Source organism: Burkholderia sp. NLJ2, from assembly GCF_049487195.1.
Taxonomy (GTDB): domain Bacteria; phylum Pseudomonadota; class Gammaproteobacteria; order Burkholderiales; family Burkholderiaceae; genus Burkholderia; species Burkholderia pyrrocinia.
Genome location: NZ_CP137810.1, coordinates 2,069,823 through 2,085,632, shown reverse-complemented (window position 1 = coordinate 2,085,632; position 15,810 = coordinate 2,069,823). Strand labels below are relative to the sequence as shown.

Genomic DNA, 15,810 nt, shown 5'->3' with positions numbered 1-15,810 from the left:
GGCAAATCCAGTCACAGGTTTCAGGCGGCCACGGCGCATGGCCGCTGTCGAATTGGCGCCAAATCATCGATAAAGGATAGTCATGCTAAGCAAGAAGCTTTCAGTGATCGTGTGGAACGAGTTCGAGCACGAACGGGAAAACGCGGGCGTGCGCGCGATCTACCCGGACGGCATTCACCAGGTGATCGCCAGTGCACTCGCCGAGACGCCGGCGCTCGGCCACGGCGCGTTGCCGCTCGAGATCGGCACCGCGACGCTCGACCAGCCCGAGCACGGCCTCAGCGAAGCGCGGCTCGCCGCGTGCGACGTGCTGGTCTGGTGGGGGCACAAGGCGCACGCGAAGGTCTCCGACGAGATCGTCGAGCGCGTGCAGCGCCGCGTGCTCGAAGGGATGGGGCTGATCGTGCTGCATTCCGGGCACTTCTCGAAGATCTTCCGCCGTTTGCTCGGCACGAACTGTTCACTGAAGTGGCGCGAGGCGGCCGAGAAGGAACGGCTGTGGGTCGTCGAACCGTCGCATCCGATCGCGGCTGGGCTCGGCGAGTATTTCGAGCTGCAGAACGAGGAGATGTACGGCGAGCGTTTCGACATCCCGCAGCCGGACAGCACCGTATTCATCTCGTGGTTCGAAGGCGGCGAGGTGTTCCGCTCGGGCTGCTGCTGGGAGCGCGGCCACGGCCGGATCTTCTATTTCCGCCCCGGGCACGAAGCGTATCCGACCTATCACGACCGCAACGTGCAGCGCGTGATCGCGAACGCGGTGCAGTGGGCCGCGCCGCGCGTGAACCTCGCCGACCGCTGCCCGAACTCGCCGCCGCTCGAAACGCTCAGCGAAAAGAGCACGCAGTTCGCGCACGTCGGCATCCAGCAAACCGCGGGAGACCTCGCATGAACGACGACTACAAGGTGGAGCTGCCTGAAGCGGCGGCGATTGCGCGCGGCCGTCGCCTGCGCGTCGGCGTGATCGGGCTCGGGATCGGTCGCAAGCATATCGAAGGCTGGCGCGAGCATCCGGACGTCGACGTGGTCGCGATTGCCGACCCCGATGCGAAGCGGCTCGCGAAAGTCGGCGATGCGTTCGGCATCGACGCACGCTACGCGTCGGCCGATGCGATGCTGGCAACGGAGAAGCTGGATGTCGTCAGCGTATGCACGCCGAACAAGTTCCATCGCGAGCTGACGCTCGCCGCGTTCGACGCCGGCTGCCACGTGCTGTGCGAGAAGCCGATGGCGCTGAACGCGGACGAGGGGCGCGAGATGCTGATCGCCGCGCAGCGCGCCGGCAAGCGGCTGATGATCAATTTCTCGTACCGCTTCAGCGCGCAGTCGCGCGCACTGAAGGCGCAGGTCGATAGCGGCCTGTTCGGCGATTTCTATTTCGGGCGCACGGTCTGGCATCGCCGGCGCGGGATGCCCGGCTTCGGCGGCTGGTTCGGCACCAAGGCGCTGGCGGGCGGCGGGCCGCTGATCGATCTCGGCGTGCATCGCCTCGATCTCGCGCTGTGGCTGATGGGCTATCCGAAACCCGTGTGGGTGATGGGCAGCACCTACGATCCGATCGCGCGCGAGCTGGCGGCGCGCGCGGGCAAGACGTTCGACGTCGAGGATCTCGCGGCCGCGCTGATCCGCTTCGACAACGGCGCGACGCTCGCGCTCGAGGCGTCGTGGGCAACCAACATCCAGGAAGCGGAGCTGATGGAAACCCGCCTGCTCGGCACGCGTGCCGGGCTGCTGCAGAAGAACCTGAACGAGGGCTACACGTTCGACGCGCACGTGTTCATCGAGCAGAACGGCGCGCAGTTCGACATGCGCCTGAATCCGCCCGCGGAAGGTGCGCATTCCGCGATGTACGACTACGCGGAAGCGATCCTGTGCGACGTCCCGCATCCGGCGCCCGGTGAGGAAGGGCTGATCGTGATGGAAATTCTCGACGCGATCTATGCGAGCGCGGCCGCGGGCGAGCCGATCCGCATTCACGCGCCCGGACCGGCGGCCGTCAGCGCGCCGCCCGTGCTGGACCTCGACGTCGCGGGCTGACGTCGCCGGCTGACTTCACCCCGGGCCGGCGCGTGGATCGTCCACCGCGCCGGCCCGTCGATGGCAATACGGACGACGCAGCACACACACCTATTCGATGACGCCACGCATCGCACGCGGCGCACAAACAACGTTTGGAGACACGTTCATGATCGACGAAGCAGGCCACGCCGCGCGCGTCCCCGCACGCACCCCGTTCAGGCTCGCGCGGCTCGCCGCTGCCTTCTCGCTGGCCGTCGCATCGGCCGCGCTGCATGCGGCGCCGGATCCGGCAACGACCATCGCCGCGGACAGCGCGCCGGGTGGCCTCTCGCAGGCAACCGGCGTCGTGCCGGCCGACACGAGCCCCGCCAACGTGGCGACGCCGACGCCGTCGTCGGCCTGGAACCAACTGACGCCGTGGACGCAGTTTCACGGCTATTTTCGGGCCGGCATCGGGACCAGCGACGGTCACTCGCAGGCCTGCTTCCAGCTACCGGGCGCGCAGAGCAAATACCGGCTCGGCAACGAATGCCAGGTCTACGGCGAACTGGAGATCGACCAGACGCTGTACAAGTTCTCGAACGGCATGCAGCTGTCGGCGGTCGGCATGGCGAGCCTCGTCAACGATCTCGACCGCACACCGACCTTCAACGGCGATCACGGAAAGATCCGCCTGCCGCAGTCGTACGTGCAGCTCACGAACTTTCCGGGGCTCGACGACATGCGGATCTGGTTCGGGCGCATCTACTACCGGCGCAACGACGTCCACATGAACGACTTCTATTACTGGAACCCGAGCGGCCTCGGCGCGGGCGTCGAGAACGTGCCGATCGGCGGCGGCCTGAAGCTCAGCTATGCGCTGTTCCGCGAGGACTACATCGACCAGCCGAACTACGCGACGCGCCACGACCTGCAACTGTCCGGCGTGCATCCGAACCCCGGCGGCGAACTGCAGTTCGGGTTGTCGTACATCCCGGCTCGCGCGCCGGTGCTGAACGGGAACGGCGTGTTGCAGGACGCGCACAGCGGCTGGTCGTTCACGGTTCAGCACGTGCAGACCAACCTGCTCGGCGGCAAGAACAAGCTCGCGTTCCAGTACGGCGTCGGTCCGGGCACGGGCCTCGGCTATACGGGAACGCTGACCAACGACAACCGCTTCAAGAGCCTGCGCGTGCTCGACGCGTTCGACTGGCAGGCGACGCGCGACTTCAGCGGCCAGGTGGTCGGCATCTGGCAGCGCGACATCGCGCCGTCGGGCGGGTCGCAGACCTGGGTATCGATGGGCGTGCGGCCGGTGTATGCGTTCACGCAGCACATCAAGCTGCAGGGCGACCTCGGGCACGATCGCGTGACGCCGTCCGGCGGCCCGACGCGCACGCTGCTGAAGGCGAGCGTCGCGCTGACGCTCGCGATGGACCGCTCGTTCTGGTCGCGGCCCGAATTCCGCGTGTTCTACACGTATGCGCGCTGGAACAAGGCTGCGCAGGATGCGGCGGCGCCCGGCGATCCGCTGTCGACGACGGGCATCTTCGGCACGTCGCGCACGGGTTCGACGGTCGGCGCGCAAGTCGAATGGTGGTGGTGACGCGATGACGGAACGCTGTACGACGATATCGATGGGTGCCGATGCCGCACCGTTCTCGCGCATCGTGTTCGGGATGTGGCGGATCGGCGACTGGGCGTTGTCGGTCCGCGAGCGCCGTGCGCTGATCGAGGCGGCGCTGGAACTCGGCGTGACGAGCTTCGACCATGCGGACATCTACGGCGACTACACGGCCGAGGGCTTGTTCGGCGACGTGCTGGCCGATGCGCCGCACCTGCGCGAGCGGATGCAGATCGTCACGAAATGCGGGATCCGGCTCGTGTCCGCGCGTCGGCCCGCGCACGGTATCAAGCACTACGACACGCGGGCCGCGCATGTGGTCGCGTCGGTCGAGCAGTCGCTGCGTGCGCTGCGCACCGACCGGCTCGACCTGCTGCTGCTGCATCGTCCCGATCCGTTGATGGATGCCGACGAAGTCGCGACGACGTTTGCCGCGCTCCGGCGTGACGGAAAGGTGAGGGCATTCGGGATATCGAACTTTACGCCGGCGCAGGCTGCGTTGCTGCAAGACCGAATGGCGGCGCACGGGATGTCGCTCGCGACGAACCAGGTCGAATGCTCGCTGCTGCATCTCGCGCCGCTCGACGACGGCACGTTCGACCAGGCGCAGCGCTGGCGCTGTCCGCCGATGCTGTGGTCGCCGCTCGCGGGCGGACGCCTGTTGACGGACGCGTCGCCCGCCGCGACGCGCGTGCGCGCGACCGCGGCGCGGATCGGCGACACGCTCGGCGTGCCAGCGACGACGGTGCTGTTCGCGTGGCTGCTCGCGCTGCCGTGCCGGCCGCTGCCGATCGTCGGGTCGAGCCGGATCGCTGCGCTGCGCGAAGCGGTAGAGGCGACCCGCATCCCGCTCGAGCGCGAACACTGGTTCGAGCTGCTGGGCGCGGCGCGCGGCGTGGAGGTGCCATGACCGTTGCGTTCGACACACGATGACAATCCGGGAGAAACGATGAACGAAGCGACCCTGAACGGTCATCCGGTCGCACCGTGCGGCGCGCGCGCCGGCGAACCCCGCCTGCTGGCGGACATCGGCGGCACGCACGCGCGCTTTGCGCTGGAGACCGCGCCCGGCGGGATCGGCGACGTGCGTGTCTATCGATGCAGCGCCCATGCCGGCGTGGACGACGCGGTGCGTGCGTTCCTGCGCGACGCGGGGGGCGTGCGGGTGCGGGACGCGGCGATCGCGATCGCCAATCCCGTGGACGGCGACATCGTCAGCATGACCAATCATGACTGGCGCTTCTCGATCGATGCGACGCGCCGCGCGCTCGGATTCGACACGCTGCACGTGTTCAACGACTTTTCGGCGCTGGCGATGGCCGTGCCGCATCTGTCGGCGGGACAACGGCGGCAGGTCGGCGGCGGGCACGCGTCGCCCGCGGGTACGATCGGCGTGCTCGGCGCCGGAACGGGGCTGGGCGTCTCGGCGCTCGTGCGGGCGGGCGACGCATGGGTGCCGCTGTCCGGCGAGGGCGGACATGTGTCGTTCGCGCCCGCCGACGCACGCGAGACCGACGTGCTGCACTACGCGCGGGCGCGCTGGCCGCACGTGTCGTTCGAGCGGCTGGTCGCGGGCCCCGGCATCGCGGTGATTCACGCGGCGCTCGCCGCGCGCGACGGCTGGGACGCACCTGAGGCTGATGCGGTCGATACGGCCGCCATCATCGATCGTGCGCTCGCCGGCGATGCACGCTGCGTGGCGACCCTGGAGTGCTTCTGCGGCATGCTCGGCACGTTCGCGGGCAATCTGGCGCTGACCCTCGGCGCGACCGGCGGCATCCATATCGGCGGGGGCGTCGTGCCGCGCCTCGGTGCAATGTTCGATGGGTCGCCGTTTCGTGCCCGCTTCGAGGCGAAGGGCCGCTTTGCCGGTTATCTCGCGAGGATTCCGACCTTCGTGATCACCGCGCCGCATCCGGCCTTCGTCGGCGTGTCGCGCCTGCTCGCCCGCGCGTTGGGCGAGGTTGGCTGACGCGGTGCACCGGCTGCCGGGTCCGTGCGCAAAGGTGTGCGTTGCCGTCGGGCGTGGATCGGATGAACGCTCGCATCGGCACGCATGTGTGTCCTGTTGCATGTCGACCGGCCGCGCCGCCGCCGCACCCAACACGCACGTGTCGCAGCCGCACAGTCATGTCCGGCATGCATGCTTGTAGCGCGACTGTCTGCAAGATGTCGGCGTGTTGAAAGCAAGCCGGCTGTACGCGACGCCCACTATGGAATACGCCGACTGGAAGTTGTCCCGGAACTCATTTACTTTTAGAGCAGTGTCGCCGATGCGTCGTGCGTTCCGGAGGAGTCATGACCACATTCCAGAAAGTGTGGCAGTTGCTGGTCGGAAAGCCGCTGGACCCGCTCGATCCGCGCACGCGGCATGCGATCGCCGTGACGCCGTTGCTGGCCTGGGTCGGGCTCGGTGCCGACGGGTTGTCTTCGTCGTGCTACGGCCCGGAAGAGGCGTTCCTCGCGCTGGCGCAACACACGCCGCTCGCGCTGTTTCTCGCGCTCGCGACCGCGGCGACCGTGTTCATCATCGCGCTCGGCTACAACCAGGTGATCGAGCTGTTCCCGACGGGCGGCGGCGGCTATCGCGTCGCGACCGCGCTGCTCGGGTCGAAGCCGGGGCTCGTGTCGGGCGCTGCGCTGCTGGTCGACTACGTGCTGACCGTCGCGACCTCGCTCGCGAGCGGCGTCGACGCGTTCTTCAGCCTGCTGCCGGTGAGCGCGCAGGTGTTCAAGCTCACGACCGAGATCGTGCTGATCCTGCTGATGACGGGGCTCAACTTCCGCGGGATGCGCGAATCGATCATGGTGCTGCTGCCGATCTTCATCGGCTTCGTGATCCTGCACTTCGCGTTGATCGTGTATGGCGTCGCCGTACACGGCAGCAACCTCGCGATGATCGTGCCCGATGCCGTGCACGAGGCGCACGGGATGTCGCAGTCGCTCGGCGTGTTCGTGATGCTCGCGTTGCTGATGCGCGCGTTCTCGCTCGGCGGCGGCACCTATACGGGCCTCGAGGCCGTATCGAACAACGTGAACATGCTCGCCGATCCGCGCGTGCCGAACGGCAAGGTGACGATGTGGTACATGTCGACGTCGCTCGCGTTCACGGCCGGCGGCATCATCCTGCTGTACATGCTGTGGCATGCGCGGCCCGTCGAAGGCCAGACGCTCAACGCGGTCGTGTTCGGCAGCGTGATCGACCATCTCGGGCTCGGCTCCGCGTTCGCGCGGCATGCGTTGCTCGCGGCCGTGCTCGCGTTCGAGGCCGGGCTGCTGATGGTCGGCGCGCAGACGGGCTTTCTCGACGGCCCGGCCGTGCTGTCGAACATGGCGTCGGATTCGTGGGTGCCGCGCCATTTCCGCGACCTGTCGACGCGCCTCGTGCGGCAGAACGGCATCATCGTCGTCGGCCTGTCGAGCCTGCTGATCCTGCTGTGGACGCACGGCAGCGTCGACGTGCTCGTCGTGCTGTACAGCATCAACGTGTTTCTCACGTTCAGCATGTCGCTGCTCGGGCTGTGCACGTACTGGTGGCGCCATCGCAGCGAGCGCGGCTGGTTCAAGCATTTCTTCCTGTCCGCGCTCGGGCTGAGCGTGACGGCGACCGTGCTCGTCATCACGCTGGTCGAGAAGTTCACGGCGGGCGGCTGGCTCACGGTGCTCGTGACGAGCGCGGTGATCGCGCTGTGCTTCATGATCAACCGCCACTACGCGTACACGCGCACGCAACTCGCGAAGGAAGATGCGCTGTTCTCCGGCAAGCCGCCCGAAGTCGACGAGGCGAGCGCGCCGGGCAAGCCCGATCCGTCGCAACCGACGGCCGTGCTGCTGGTCGGCAAGCATCGCGGCGCGAGCATGCACGCGCTGCTGTGGGTCAACCGGCTGTTTCCCGGGCACTTCCGCAACGTGATCTTCCTCGCGGTCGGCGAGGTCGACGCGAAGGCATACGACGGGCACGAACATCTCGAACGGCTGCGTCACTCGATCACCGAAGCGCTCGACTACTATGTCGCGCATTGCCGCCGCAACGGCATCGCGGCCGACTACCGGATCGCGTTCGGCACGAATCCCGTAGTCGAATTCATGAACCTCGCGTCGTCGACGCTCGACGAGTACCCGAATGCCGTGTGCTTCGCGAGCAAGCTGATCTTCCGGCGCGTGAATTTCCTGACTGCGTGGCTGCACAACCAGACGCCCGTCGAGCTACAGGCGCGCCTGCATGTCGAGGGCAAGCAGATGGTGCTGTTGCCGATGAACGTCGGCTAGCTGCGGTGCGGCGGCCGGCGCGTACACGCTTGCGTGGACGTGGCGCGGCAAGCGCGTCGGCGACTGCCGGTAGCCGCCGTCAGGGCTGGTGATGCCGATGCGGGCGGTTAGGCCGCCGCAGCGGCGGATGACGGAATTTGGCCCTCAGCCGGTCGCGGCCCGGACGCTTGACGAAGAACAGCACGGCGAGCGCGACGAACGCCAGCAGCACGACGACTTCCACGATCCCGTTTTCCATGGTGCCTCCCGGTCGCGGGCGGACGATCCTTCTCCGGCGTTCGGCGTTCGAGCGGTTGCCGGCGGCCGCATGCGACGACGCTTTCATGTCTCATTGTAGGCCGGCGTGCACCGGCTTGACGCGTGCGTATGCGTCGCCCACACTGGCCGACACGGGAGTCGCGCGGTTGATCCTGTCCGCTGCGCGACCGCGCTTTCCGTGAACCGCGACGAGGTGCGATGTGGGGCGCTTTTCTGTCGGCCTGGCCGGCTGGATGCTGGTATGCGCTGCCGCGTTCGGCGCATCGAACGCTGTCGGTGCGACACCGGGCGCGGGCCCGGCGGCGGACGGACCGAACGCCGTTGCCGACGAAGCGCCCGTCACGCTCGTCAGCGATGTCCACGAATTCGTGATCGAGCATGACGGTTCGCTCGACGAGCACGACGATTCGACACTGCGCGCGAACAACGCGAACGGCATCGACGCGGTTGCGCAGCGCTACGTGTGGTTCGACAAGAATCTCGAGCAGGTCGACCTGCTCGCGGCCGAGACGATCGACCGCGACGGGCGCGCGCATCCGGTCGGCGCGGACGGCATCCGCGACGTGCAGGAGCCGCGTTCGGCCGGCGCGCCGACGTTCCAGGACGGGCTGTTGCGCACCGTCGTGTTTCCCGGCGTCGAAGCCGGGTCGAGCACGCGCGTGGCGTTCCGCAAGACGCGCACGAAGCCCGTCAATCGCGGCTACTTCGGCTACACCGTCGAGCCGTCGCGCGAACCCGTCGACAACCAGCGACTGATCTTCGACGTGCCGGCCGACATGCCGCTGTACGCGGACGCGCGCGGCTACGTCGCGCTGCCGCCGGTCACGGCGAACGGCCGCACGCGCTATGAATTCGACTACCGGCACGGCCCGTACGACCGCATCGAGAACGGCGCGGTGGGCTACCCGACCTACGGCGACCGGCTCGTCGTGTCGACGCTGCCCGACTACGCGGCGTTCGCCGCGCGCTACCGCAACGCGGCCGTCGATCCGAGCGTGGACGATCCGGCCGTCGTGCAACTCGCGCGTGCGCTCACCGCGGATGCCGCCGGTCCGCGCGACAAGGCGCGCATCCTGTACGACTGGGTGCAGGCGAACGTGCGCTATGTCGGGTTGTTCCTGGGCGAAACGGCGGCCGCGCCGCATCGCGCGACGGACATCCTGCGCAACCGCTACGGCGACTGCAAGGACCATGTCGCGCTGTTCGGCGCGCTGCTCGCGGCGGTCGGCATCCGCAGCGAACCGGTGCTGATCAATCTCGGTTCGGTGTACACGCTGCCGTCCGTGCCCGGTTACGGCGGCGGCGCGATCAATCACGCGATCACGTGGCTGCCCGATCTCGCGCTTTACGCGGATACGACGACGGCCGGCATCGCGTTCGGCTACCTGCCGCCGATCGTGATGGATCGTCCCGCGCTGCTGGTCGACACGGGCATGCTGTCGCGCACGCCGGCCACGCAGCCGCGCGGCCGCGTCGCACGGGTCGCGATCGATGCCGCGCAGCCCGGCGCCGCGCGCATTCATGCGTACATCGAGGACGACGGCTGGACGGCCGAACTCGAACGCAACCTGTTTCGCCGCGCGACGCACGACCGCATCGAGCAGCTCGCGACCGAGCGCCTGCGGCAAAGCGGCCTGCGCGGCCGCGCGCAACTGTCGACCAGCGACCGGCGCGTGACCGACGGACCGTTCGACGTGACGGTGTCGGGCACGCTCGATCATTTCGTATGGCCCGACGGCACGACCGCGTTGCCCGCGCTGTCGAGCCTCACGGGCGGCATCGCGACGCAGGTCGAGAACTGGCTGGCGGAGCCCGTGCGTACGCAGCCGTGGGGCTGCATCGGCGGCACGTTCGACGAGACCGGCCAGATCGCGCTGCCGGCCGGCGTCGTCGTGACCGACCTGCCGGCCGATGCGGCCGTGCACGACCGCTTCGTCGACTTCACGTCGCATTACGTGTTCGACGCGGCTGCGCGCGTGGTGCAGGTCACGCGGCGGATGAAGGCGGAGTTCGGCCGGCAGGTATGCACGCCCGACGAATTCACGGCGCTGCGCGGGTCGCTCGAACGCATCGAGCGCGACACGCAGGCGCAGATCGTCGTGCGCGCGAAAGGGCATTGAACGGGCAGGGGCAATGAGCGCGTCGCCGTCATCGGCCGACGCGCAGGAGCGACATCATGACGGAACGGGACTACGAGATCGCCGATCTCTCGAAGGATTTGCTGGGCCGGATCGTGCAGGGCACCGTCGCGAACGGTGCGGCCGTGGATGCCGAGCAGTGCGCGGCGCTCGCCGTGCAGTGCGCGACGGCGCTGGTCGACAAGCTTGGGGAGCGCAGCGGCTGAACGCGGAAGGACATCGCGCGCGGCGGCGGTGGCTCGGGCGACGTCGGAGTGGCGCATAGCGACCTCCGGTCAGCGTCGCACGTCAAGTGTCAGGCATGACGCTTCGACGCGCACCCTCACGCGCGGCGGCGGTGGCATGAGCGACACCGTCAAGCGAGCGGCTTCGAAGCAACGCGCAGCGGCCCCCGGTCAGCGTCGCACGTCAAACGTCAGGCATTACGCTTCGACGCGCGCCTCGCCATCCGCCCGCACCGCGCCCGGCGGTTTTCCGACCACACGCTTGAACGCGCGGCTGAACGCGGCCAGCGAACCATAGCCGAGCCGGTACGCGACGGCTTCGATCGCCTCGTGGTCGCGCGCGATCCACTGCGCGGCGAGCCGCATCCGCAGCTCGGTCAGGTAGCGCACGGGCGTCATCCCGGTCGCCGCGAGAAAGCGCTCGGCGAACACCGAGCGCGACACGCCCGCTTCGGCGGCCAGCTCCGCGACGCTCCAGTTGCGGCCCGGGTCGCGATGCAGCGCGACGATCGCGCGGCCCAGCTTCGGCTCGCGCAGCGCCTGCACCCAGCCCGTCGCGTCGCCGCATCCGCACTCGACCCAGCCGCGCACGATGAACGCCGCGACCACGTCCGCGAGCCGCGCGAGGATGCCCGCGAAGCCCGCGCGCGCCGAGCAGGATTCGCGCTCCATTGCGTCGAGCATCGGACGGATTTCCGGGTAGCGCGCGAGCAGCGTGCCGACGTGCATGAACTCGGGCATCGCGCCGACCAGCGGCTGCATGCCGCCGAGATCGAGCTCCATGCACGCGCTGAAGATCAGCGCATCGCCGGCGCCCGGCTCCGTCGTCGCGCAGGCCGCGGGCGACGTGCCGGCCGATGCCACCGATGCGACCGTATCGCAGATCTTCGCGGCTTCGAAGCCGTGGATCTCGCGGCACGGCGCATCCGGATCGGACACCAGCGCATGCATGCGCCCGTGCGGCAGCAGGATGGCGTCGCCGGCCTCGAGCCGCATTGTTGCGCCGGCTTCGTCGCGCAGCAGCACGGGCCCGCGTCCGACGAAATGGAACTGCGCGCGGCCCGGCGCGTGGCCGAAGCTCAACCCGAACGGCCGTGCGACCTGGATGCGGCGGTACTGGACGCCGCTCAGGCGCATCCCCAGCAGCAGCTCGCTGACGAGGTCGTGCACGTCGGGGACGGGGGGAAGCAGGGGCTCGGACATATCGAGATTCGGACGATCGATCAACAAGAGCGGATTGTATGTCATAGACCGTCCTGCTGCCGTTCCTTACGATACGCCGTCATCGGTATTTTCCCTATACGACAACGGAACGACGCATGAATCCCGGAATTTCCTCTGCCGCCTCGACGGCGGCCCCCCGCGAACCGGCCTGGGGCGCGGTATTCGCGATGGCGCTCGGCGTCTTCGGGCTCGTCACGGCCGAATTCCTGCCCGCGAGCCTGCTCACGCCGATGGCCGACAGCCTGGGCGTGACCGAAGGCGTGGCCGGGCAGGCCGTCACGGCCACCGCGACGGTTGCCCTCGTCACGAGCCTGCTGATCTCCGCGTTGACGCGCACGATCGACCGGCGGCGCGTATTGCTCGCGTTCTCGGTGCTGCTCGTCGCATCGAATCTGGCGGTCGCGTTCGCGCCCAACCTGACGACGCTGCTGATCGGCCGCGTCGTGCTCGGCGTCGCGCTCGGCGGCTTCTGGACGATGGCGACCGCCACCGCGATGCGGCTCGTGCCGACGGCGATGGTGCCGCGCGCGCTGTCGATCATCTTCAGCGGCGTGGCGGTCGCGACGATCGCGTCCGCGCCGATGGGCAGCTATTTCGGCCACCTGATCGGCTGGCGCAACGTGTTCCTGATCGCGGCCGTGCTCGGCGGCATCTCGTTCGTGTCGCAGGTCGTGACGCTGCCGTCGATGCCGCCGAGCGGCACGACGCGGCTGCGCACGCTGATCGACGTGCTGCGCCGGCCGACCGTCGGCCTCGGGATGTTCGCGACGATCCTCGTGTTCACCGGGCATTTCGCGTTCTTCACGTATTTGCGGCCGTTCCTCGAACAGGTCGCGGGCGTCGGCGTGAACGGGCTGTCGGCGATCCTGCTCGGCTACGGCATTGCGAACTTCGTCGGCACGTCGCTCGCGGGCCGCGTGCTCGAACACCGGCTGCGGCCGATGCTGATCGCGATGCCCGCGCTGATGGTCGTGCTCGGCATCGCGCTCGTCGCGCTCGGCCGCGCGCCGATGCTCGACGCGGTGCTCGTCGCGTTGTGGGGGATGGCGTTCGGCGGCGTGCCCGTCGCATGGTCGACGTGGGTCACGCGCACCGTGCCCGACGAGGCCGAGAGCGCGGGCGGGCTGATCGTCGCGGCGATCCAGCTCGCGATTGCGACGGGCGCGGCGGCCGGCGGCGTCGTGTTCGACGCGAACGGTGCGGCCGGCGTGTTCGTCGGCGCGGCGATCGTGCTGGCCGTCGCGGTCGCGACGATCGTGACCGGCGTGCCGAAGCGGGTCGGTGTGGCGGTGTCGTAACAGGCCGGGCGGGGCCCGCGTTTCGCGGGCTCCGCCGGCGGCCGTCGGTCCGTCAGGCCGCGTTGGTGTCCGCGATGCGGTCGAGTTCCGCGAGCGCATCGTCCGGCAGATCGAGGTCGGCCGCCGCGAGATTCTCGCGCAGATGCGCGACCGACGACGTGCCGGGAATCAGCAGGATGTTCGGCGCGCGGCGCAGCAGCCACGCCAGCGCGACCTGCATCGGCGTCGCGCCGACGCGTGCCGCCACGCCGGACAGCGTCGACGACTGCAGCGGCGAGAAGCCGCCGAGCGGAAAATACGGCACGTACGCGATGCCGTCGCGGGCAAGCGCGTCAATCAGCGCATCGTCGCTGCGATGCGCGATGTTGTAGTGGTTCTGCACGCAGACGATGTCGCAGATCCGCCGGCCTTGCGCGACCTGCGCGGGCGTCACGTTGCTCAGGCCGATGTGGCGGACAAGCCCGCGCCGCTGCAGTTCGGCGAGTGCGCTCAGCGGCGCCTCGATCGATCCTTCGGCCGGCCCGTGCGAGTCGAACATGATGCGCAGGTTGACGACGTCGAGCACATCGAGTCCGAGGTTGCGCAGGTTGTCGTGCACGGCCCGTTCGAGTTCGTCGGGCGCGAACGCGGGCAGCCACGATGCGTCGTCGCCGCGGCGCGCGCCGATCTTGGTGACGATCACGAGATCGTCGCGATACGGATGCAGGGCTTTGCGGATCAACTGGTTGGTCACGTGCGGGCCGTAGAAGTCGCTGGTGTCGATATGGTCGACGCCGGACGCGACGGCTTCGCGCAACACGCTCAATGCGGCGTCGTGGTCCTTTGGCGGGCCGAATACACCGGGCCCCGCGAGCTGCATCGCGCCGTAGCCGATTCGTTTGACGTTGCGATCGCCGAGCCTGAAGGCGGCGGTGTGCCGAATGTCGGACATGACTGTGCTCCTGTGGATCTGTCGATGAATGCGCCCAGCATAGGCATTGGCCGCCTGCGCGATAAGCCGTCATAATCCGCACGGGTTGTACGAAAAGGCGAACAATGCAAACCGATCTGGGCGATCTGAGCGCGTTCATGGCCGTGGCGCGCGCCAGCGGCTTCCGCGACGCCGCACGCATGACGGGCCTCAGCGCATCGGGGCTGAGCGAGGCCGTGCGCCGGCTGGAGGCGCAGCTCGGCGTGCGGCTGTTGCATCGCACGACGCGCAGCGTCGTGCCCACCGAAGCCGGCGAGCGCCTGCTCGCGCGTCTCGGGCCCGCGTTGACCGAAGTGGCGGCGGCGCTCGACGGTATCGGCGAATTCCGCGACAGACCGGCCGGCACGCTGAAGCTCAACGTGCCGCTCAGCGCGGCCCGGCTCGTGCTGCCCGCGATCGTGCCGCGCTTCCTCGATGCGTACCCGGAAATACGGCTGGAAGTGATCGCCGACGAAAGTTTCGTCGATGTGCTGGCGGCCGGGTGCGACGCAGGCATCCGCTACGACGAACGGCTCGAACAGGACATGATCGCGGTGCCGATCGGCCCGCGCATTCAGCGGTTTGCGACCGCGGCCGCGCCCGCCTATCTCGACCGTCATGGCCGGCCGCGGCATCCGCGCGAACTGCTCGACCATCGTTGCCTGCGCGGGCGCTTCGCCAGCGGGGCGATGCCGCCGTGGGAGTTCGAGCGCGACGGCGAGGTCGTGCGGGTCGAACCCGCCGCCGGGCCGCTGCTGGTGCAGGTCGGCGGCGCGTCGGACCTGCTGGTCGACGCGGCGATCGCCGGCACGGGCATCGTGCATCTCTTCGAAGAATGGCTGCGCCCGCATTTCGACAGCGGCGCACTCGAACGCATACTCGAACCGTGGTGGCGGCCGTTTTCAGGGCCCTTTCTGTATTACCCGGGGCGCCGTCTCGTGCCGCCGGCACTGCGCGCGTTCATCGATTTCATCAAGGCATCCTGAGCGTTGCGGGCCGGTGGCGCGCTTCGGTCGCGTCGTCGGCGGGAAACATGCACTCCATGCGCAGTTCCTGCGCAGCGGCGCTTTGCGGCGTGCCGACCGTCGTGATCAACGAGAAGTAACGCAGCACGACGCCTTCGTGCACGAAGCCGATCGGGATGACCGGCAGCGCGGGCGCGGCGGCCGGCGCCGGCGGCGTTTTCCAGTCGCGCGGCGCATCGGGAAAGGCGAGCAGGTCGTCGAGCAATCGCTGCGTCTCGTCGTCGATCACGCGGCCGACCGATTCGCGATACACGCGTTGCAGCAGGCTGCGCGACACGCTGTCCCAGTCGGCCAGAAACGGCCGCATGCCGTGCGGATCGAACATCAGGCGCAGCAGGTTGCGCGGGCCTTCGCGTGCGGCCATGTCGATGAAGCAGCCGAAAAAGCGCGGCGCCGCATCGTTGGTCATCAGCACGTTCCAGTGGCGGTCCATCACGATTGCCGGAAACGGATCGTGCTGGCGCACGACCCGCTCGAGCGCGCGGATCACGCCGTTCATTTCCTGCGCGTCCCACGGCGCTTCCGAATACATCGGCGCATAGCCGGCCGCGAGCAGCAGCGCGTTGCGCTCGCGCAGCGGCACGTCGAGCGTCTGCGCGAGCGTCAGCAGCGTGTCGCGGCCCGGCACGCTGCGCCCGCTTTCGATGAAGCTGATCTGGCGCTGCGAGATGCCCGCGTCGAGCGACAGGTCGAGCTGGCTCACGCCGCGCACATCGCGCCAGTAGCGCAACAACTGCCCCAGTTCGCGTGGCGGCGTGTTCGGATCGCGGCGGCTGGCGTTCATCGGCTGGTCCTGATCGTTC

General features: G+C 68.8%; 13 protein-coding genes and 1 pseudogene. 10 read left to right on the top strand and 4 right to left on the bottom strand.

All coding sequences use genetic code 11. The features are described from left to right. Window positions 1-82 precede the first annotated feature (82 nt). The 6 genes and pseudogenes from R9B84_RS31750 (at window position 83) to R9B84_RS31725 (ending at window position 7,891) form a co-directional block, all read left to right on the top strand. Window positions 83-892, top strand: coding sequence for a ThuA domain-containing protein (locus R9B84_RS31750; protein WP_423761400.1), 810 nt, complete (start codon window positions 83-85; stop codon window positions 890-892). After that, a complete protein-coding gene (locus R9B84_RS31745) occupies window positions 889-2,037 on the top strand; it encodes a Gfo/Idh/MocA family protein (protein ID WP_423761399.1) in 1,149 nt (382 codons plus the stop codon). Before R9B84_RS31750 ends, R9B84_RS31745 begins: the two co-directional genes overlap by 4 nt. A 148-nt stretch (window positions 2,038-2,185) precedes the next feature. Continuing rightward, complete coding sequence (locus R9B84_RS31740) at window positions 2,186-3,604, top strand: maltoporin (RefSeq protein WP_423761398.1); 1,419 nt, start codon at window positions 2,186-2,188, stop codon at window positions 3,602-3,604. A 4-nt stretch (window positions 3,605-3,608) separates the two neighbouring features. Next, window positions 3,609-4,532, top strand: a complete 924-nt coding sequence (locus R9B84_RS31735; RefSeq protein ID WP_423761397.1) for an aldo/keto reductase — start codon at window positions 3,609-3,611, stop codon at window positions 4,530-4,532. A gap of 39 nt (window positions 4,533-4,571) precedes the next feature. Continuing rightward, window positions 4,572-5,579, top strand: a pseudogene (locus R9B84_RS31730) (glucokinase); the annotation flags it as partial. Between the two features lie 341 nt (window positions 5,580-5,920). Further along, window positions 5,921-7,891, top strand: a complete 1,971-nt coding sequence (locus R9B84_RS31725) for an APC family permease (protein ID WP_423761396.1) — start codon at window positions 5,921-5,923, stop codon at window positions 7,889-7,891. A 79-nt stretch (window positions 7,892-7,970) separates the two neighbouring features. Here R9B84_RS31725 and R9B84_RS31720 read toward each other — a convergent pair whose 3' ends face one another. After that, window positions 7,971-8,216, bottom strand: a complete 246-nt coding sequence (locus tag R9B84_RS31720) for a hypothetical protein (RefSeq protein ID WP_423761395.1) — start codon at window positions 8,214-8,216, stop codon at window positions 7,971-7,973. Window positions 8,217-8,382: 166 nt separating this feature from the next. On the opposite strand from R9B84_RS31720, the gene R9B84_RS31715 reads away from it, so the two are divergent. Together R9B84_RS31715 and R9B84_RS31710 are read left to right on the top strand one after the other, a co-directional pair. Next, window positions 8,383-10,269 (top strand): DUF3857 domain-containing transglutaminase family protein, encoded by a 1,887-nt coding sequence (locus R9B84_RS31715; protein ID WP_423763523.1) that lies wholly within the window; start codon window positions 8,383-8,385, stop codon window positions 10,267-10,269. Window positions 10,270-10,325: 56 nt separating this feature from the next. Beyond that, the gene (locus tag R9B84_RS31710; protein ID WP_423761394.1) at window positions 10,326-10,493 is read left to right on the top strand and encodes a hypothetical protein; all 168 of its coding nucleotides are present in this window, start codon (window positions 10,326-10,328) and stop codon (window positions 10,491-10,493) included. A gap of 216 nt (window positions 10,494-10,709) precedes the next feature. On the opposite strand, the gene R9B84_RS31705 is transcribed toward R9B84_RS31710, so the two are convergent. Then, a complete protein-coding gene (locus R9B84_RS31705; RefSeq protein ID WP_423761393.1) occupies window positions 10,710-11,759 on the bottom strand; it encodes an AraC family transcriptional regulator in 1,050 nt (349 codons plus the stop codon). Window positions 11,760-11,830: 71 nt separating this feature from the next. Here R9B84_RS31705 and R9B84_RS31700 point away from each other — a divergent pair, with 71 nt between their 5' ends. Then, the gene (locus R9B84_RS31700) at window positions 11,831-13,033 is read left to right on the top strand and encodes an MFS transporter (protein ID WP_423761392.1); all 1,203 of its coding nucleotides are present in this window, start codon (window positions 11,831-11,833) and stop codon (window positions 13,031-13,033) included. A 52-nt stretch (window positions 13,034-13,085) separates the two neighbouring features. Here the strand turns inward: R9B84_RS31700 and R9B84_RS31695 are convergent, their stop codons facing one another. After that, window positions 13,086-13,964 (bottom strand): aldo/keto reductase family oxidoreductase, encoded by an 879-nt coding sequence (locus R9B84_RS31695; RefSeq protein ID WP_423761391.1) that lies wholly within the window; start codon window positions 13,962-13,964, stop codon window positions 13,086-13,088. Window positions 13,965-14,068: 104 nt separating this feature from the next. Here R9B84_RS31695 and R9B84_RS31690 point away from each other — a divergent pair, with 104 nt between their 5' ends. Continuing rightward, on the top strand, window positions 14,069-14,968 hold the full coding sequence (locus R9B84_RS31690) for a LysR family transcriptional regulator (protein ID WP_423761390.1): 900 nt from the start codon (window positions 14,069-14,071) through the stop codon (window positions 14,966-14,968). Here the strand turns inward: R9B84_RS31690 and R9B84_RS31685 are convergent. Next, window positions 14,955-15,791, bottom strand: coding sequence for a helix-turn-helix domain-containing protein (locus R9B84_RS31685; RefSeq protein ID WP_423761389.1), 837 nt, complete (start codon window positions 15,789-15,791; stop codon window positions 14,955-14,957). The two genes, R9B84_RS31690 and R9B84_RS31685, sit on opposite strands and share 14 nt — an antisense overlap. Window positions 15,792-15,810: the final 19 nt, after the last annotated feature.